Source organism: Caballeronia calidae (assembly GCF_900044055.2).
GTDB classification, from domain to species: domain Bacteria; phylum Pseudomonadota; class Gammaproteobacteria; order Burkholderiales; family Burkholderiaceae; genus Caballeronia; species Caballeronia calidae.
Map to the genome: position 1 here is coordinate 1 of NZ_FCOX02000226.1, position 2,241 is coordinate 2,241.

General features: G+C 57.7%; 2 protein-coding genes. Both read right to left on the reverse strand.

The window, feature by feature from the left end; all coding sequences use genetic code 11:
• Positions 1-385: 385 nt before the first annotated feature.
• Positions 386-1,189, reverse strand: coding sequence for a site-specific integrase (locus tag AWB78_RS46160; protein WP_157697897.1), 804 nt, complete (start codon positions 1,187-1,189; stop codon positions 386-388).
• Between the two features lie 187 nt (positions 1,190-1,376).
• Positions 1,377-2,009: a recombinase family protein gene (locus AWB78_RS50095; RefSeq protein WP_374729531.1), complete on the reverse strand. Its 633-nt coding sequence runs from the start codon at positions 2,007-2,009 to the stop codon at positions 1,377-1,379.
• Positions 2,010-2,241: the final 232 nt, after the last annotated feature.

Genomic DNA, 2,241 nt, shown 5'->3' on the forward strand with positions numbered 1-2,241 from the left:
AGCAGATCATCCCGGAATGGAACCAGCCTGGATACCCTCCTTGCTGGTCGCACCGTGGCCAGAAATTCGTCAGCGTTCATCCGCAGATCTGTAAATGTGTGGATTCCAAATGATTAAAGCCGTTTCAAGCTCATTCTAGCGTGCTTTCAGGTCGTTACACCTTCATTTTGGTAATTCTGGTCTGTTCCAGTGGGATTTCCAGTCTGATTCCAGATAAGGCGCAAATTTCCACTGCGCCGAGGCACGATGTATATGTTCGACAAATTGCTACGCACTTTGCCAAACATATCGTGCTCCAAGGGGAACCCCCTTGGAGAACCCCCGGCGGCGATGCCGCCAGGGTGCGCCAGCCTGGCGCACTGAAACCGCGACGCGGCGTTGTCCTTCAGACGGTCTTCCGGCGTTCGTCCCGCCTTGACCAGCTCCACCATGTGCACCCGGAATTGCGCCGGATACGGATTACGATGCCTACCCATTTTTCGGCACCTCCTTCTCTACAGAATAGGTGTCCGTTTTTCCGGGTCAACTTCACACGCAGCCCGAGCCGGGCTAGGAGCAGGAGGACGGCCTTATCGCGCAACCCGTTGGGATCTTCGGGACAAGAGCAGATCACTCGCTCGACATCCTCTGGAAGGAGAAACCGAGGTACCGCCGCGAGTTGGTGGCATGCGAAACCAGGGATGGCTTGCTCGAGGCCCTCAGGGCAACGTCCGGTGGCACCGAGAAAGCGAAGGAAAGAGCGTACGGCGACAGTGATGCTCTTGGCATTCTCAATTCCGTGAGGACGCGCGCGGTCAAGGACGAAGGCCCGTAGCGCTTCGACGGAATAGGCGTGTGCATCATCACCGAGCGCAGTGCACGGCCCCATCAGGGTCCGCTGATAGATGTCGAGCGTCGTTTCAGTCAACCCACGGTGCTTGTACATCCACAACCGGAACTCTCCGAGCACAGGCCAAAGGTCACTGGCAGATGGCGGAGCCACGGCGGGCGCAAGCTTACCCTCGTGTCGAAGGAATCGAATGAACACCGAGGCTGCCGTCAACGACTGGCGATTGGCTCCGCGACTGTAGGGAACATGCCGCTTCTTGTCGAGTTCTACCTTGCACGCCTTGAACCCGGGCAGCAACTCTTGCGCGCCAAACCCGCTGGCGAGCATCCAATCTGTCCAGCCGGCGAGGCAGCGCAGCATCCAGTCGATGCTACCGGGGGCATACCCACATCGCTGGAGCCAGTCGGCGAACCCGTCGATGTGATCTGCCGCGGGACCCGCGCGGAGCCGCTGGCACGTTACAGGTGACTTCAAATGTGTTTCAAGCATGATGGCCTCACTTGATTGAAAGGCAGCACAAGTATGCGCCGCCGAAGTGCAAGGTCATCTACTTCGTGTACCTAATTAATTGGTTGAGCTGCAAGAGTGAGACCGATCGGAGGCGTGGCCCCACAACCGGACGTATTGCAGCATGCGGATTTAACACCATTGGCCCAAGCTGATGGAACCGGGCCTCTGCGGAAGTGACTACGTTCAGTCGATTCAAGGCGCCGGACGCGCTGATCGCCTCATTGTTCGAGCCGGGATAATGCACAGCGGTGTGCTGCTGAGATGCAAGCTGCGCCGCCACTATGGCGGTGTGGCTTTGCATAATTCCGCGCTCCGCATCATCTGCGAACGCTCCCATCACTGACAACATCAGGTTCGCCATCGGTGAGTCCTCGCCCGTGAACGTCAAGCATTCCTTCGTAAACTCGATGCTTACGCCACGTTCCGTGAGCGACTGGACGATGTGCCGAAGATCATCGAGGTTTCGTGCGAGCCGGTCCATGCTGTGGATCACCACCGTATCGCCGGCCCGCACAAAACCCAGCAGCGCGTCGAGCTGTGGCCGTTTCACGTCCTTGCCCGACGCCTTGTCGGTAAAGATGCGATCCAGATCGACGCCGTCAAGCTGCCGCCCAGCGTTCTGCTCGAACGTACTGACCCGCACATAGCCCACTCGCTGACCGTTCTTCACGACGGCGTCCGGTGAAAATGTCAGCTTGAAATCTATGACGTTCGGGGTAACGTGTCAAACAATTGGCAAGATGGCTTTATCCTGACGTTCCTGACAGGGGCATCCTGACATCAGGATAGGGTATGCCCCAGTCTGACGACTTCGCTTCTGCAACACTGGCGTCAATCTGAGGTTCTGGCTCGTATTTCTTCCAGTGTGTCATCCAGTAGCTGTTGCGCTTCCTCGGCTGACT